Source organism: Mesorhizobium sp., assembly GCF_005063415.1.
Classification (GTDB): domain Bacteria; phylum Pseudomonadota; class Alphaproteobacteria; order Rhizobiales; family Rhizobiaceae; genus Mesorhizobium.
Map to the genome: position 1 here is coordinate 1 of NZ_SUEG01000296.1, position 2,321 is coordinate 2,321.

Consider the following 2,321-nt stretch of genomic DNA (forward strand, 5'->3'; position numbering starts at 1 on the left):
ACTTTCGCCTTGGCCTCAGCTTGCGCCCTCGCCTCCGCTTCGGCCTTCGCCTCGGCTTCAGCTTGCGCCTTGGCCTCAGCTTGCGCCTTCGCCTCGGCTTCAGCCCTCGCCTTGGCTTCAGCCTGCGCCCTCGCCTCCGCTTCGGCTTGGGCCTGCGCCTCAGCTTCGGCCTTTGCCTTGGCGTCGGCCTCGGCCTTCAGCCGCGCTGCTTCCTGTTGCCTGCGGAGTTCCTCCGCCGCTCTTTCACGCTCAGTTTGCAGGGCAGCGTAGTAGCGCACCTCACGCCGCAGCCTTTGTTTCTCGAGCAGTGCGGCTTGCATGGCTTCGACCCGTTGCTGCTCCTTTTCCAGCGCACGCTGGGTCAGGAACTGTGCCAGCGGCTCGCTGTCGAACTGCCGTTTGGTGGCGCCGAAGGGACCGTCGACGCTGAAATTCAAAATCGGTTCGGAGCCGACCAGCGCCTCATCGCCGGGTCGATAGGCGATCTCGCCCTTGGCATCGACGGTGCTGGTGTTCAGATCGGCGGTGATGTCGGCGGACAGCGTCGCGCCCGGGCTTTCGAATTTGACCGGCGGCGCCCTCAGCGTGCCGCCGGCGATGGTGAAGGCAATATCGGTGTCCTGCGCCGGAAAACTTCCCGCCGCAGCGATCTGCGGCACGAAGCCGGCAGTCTTCGAGGCGTCGATATCGCGGCCTATCGCGTCGGCCTTGGCGATGAATGCGCCAAAGGCATCCGGATTAAAGCCGGCAATAGTCATGCCCTTCAGCGTCGCCGTGCCGGAACCGGACAGCGCCGCGACCATCGCGTCGACCGATTTGCCGCTGGTCGAAAGCGCCGTCGAGAAGTCGCCGCTTCCGCCGATGCCGGCCTCCGGCAGCACGACTGCCAGATCGGAGCCGGCGAGTTTCATCTGACCGGAGAAAAGCCCGGTGCCGTCATTGTTCTTGAGCTCGAACAGGCCACTCAACTCGCCGCCGAGGAACTTTGCCTTGAGGTCGGAAACGCGGATGCCCTCCTGGTCGAGCTGCAGCGACAGCGCAGCGTCATAGGCGGTGGCAAGCGGGCCGGCGGCAAGCGACGCCGCCGTCAGATCGAGATCGGCAGTAAATGGCAGACTGGATTTCTGGCTGAACGGTGTGGTCGGCCAGGCCCCGTCATTGACAAGAAAGGCCTGGTCGCCGAACAGCATCACCGCCATCGGATCGAGGTCCAGCTCGTCCAGCGACAGCGCGCCGGCAAGATGCGGCAGCCCCTCTTTGACGTCGATATTTACGTCACCGGAAACCGCCGCTTCATTGACGGCGCCGCTGAGGCCGCTCAACACCAGGAGACCATTGCCGTAGTCGGCATCGGCAGCAAGCGACGTCGACATGCCGGTCCCCATGCCGGGCAGGCCGACGCCGGTCGTCATCAGCCATGGCTCGATGTCAGCCGTTTCAAGGCTGACCTTGCCCTTGGCGGCGGCGCCCTGAGGCGTGTCGGCAATTGTCCCGTCGAAACCAGCTTTGAAGTCATTGCCGGCCAGGCTGAATCGTGTCGCCAGGCCGCCGCCAAGCGTGCCTTTGGCCGAGACGTCGGTGGTCGCCTCGCCAAGTATGCCGAGCGGCAGTGCCGGCAACCCGTAAAGCGCCAGAAGTGCGGTGGCGTCGGCGTTCCTTGCGTTGAAGGTCAACGTCAACGGCGCTTCGAGAGGCCGGTCGAGCGCCCCTTTGCCGGACAACGACGCCGAAAAGGCCGAGCCACCGGCCTTGCCCTGTGCGCTCATTGCCAGTCCAGTCGTACCGTCGCCATTGTTTGCCGCACTCGTGACCGCGTCGATACGCGCATCCTGGAACAGCTCGGGATAGGCAGCAGCGCGCTCTGCTAGCCCCTTCAGCACCGCATTGTCCGGATAATGCTGGACGGCGACGTCGATCAGCGGCTTGAGGTCGACGGCGACCACCGAGGCGTCGAGCTTGCCGGTCGGGCTCGCCGGGAAATCCTTGATCCGGCCGGTGGCGCTGATCGAGGCGCCAGCAAGTCCGCCGACCGACAGTCGGTCGATCTCAAGCAACCCGTCACGCAATCTAAGTGCAGTATCGACGCTATCGGCGGTCAAGCCGCCGGCGCTGACCGGCCCGGCCTTGATCCGGAAATCGAGGTCGCGATCGGAAAAGCGGTTGGCGCCCTTGTCGCTGACGAAGATAGAGGCGAAGGCGGTGAGCCCATCGACGTCGAGTTCGCCGCCTTCCAGTTGCATCAGCACCGATGGCCTGGTGTCGTCGGGCTGGCTGGAATCGATGCGGCCGGAGAACTTCGCCTTGCCGAGGATGAGTTCGAG

General features: G+C 64.9%; 1 protein-coding gene. It reads right to left on the reverse strand.

Annotated elements, in window-relative coordinates; all coding sequences use genetic code 11:
* The coding region (locus E5W70_RS31950) for an AsmA-like C-terminal region-containing protein (RefSeq protein ID WP_292665295.1) at positions 1 to 2,321 on the reverse strand (2,321 nt) is incomplete at both ends.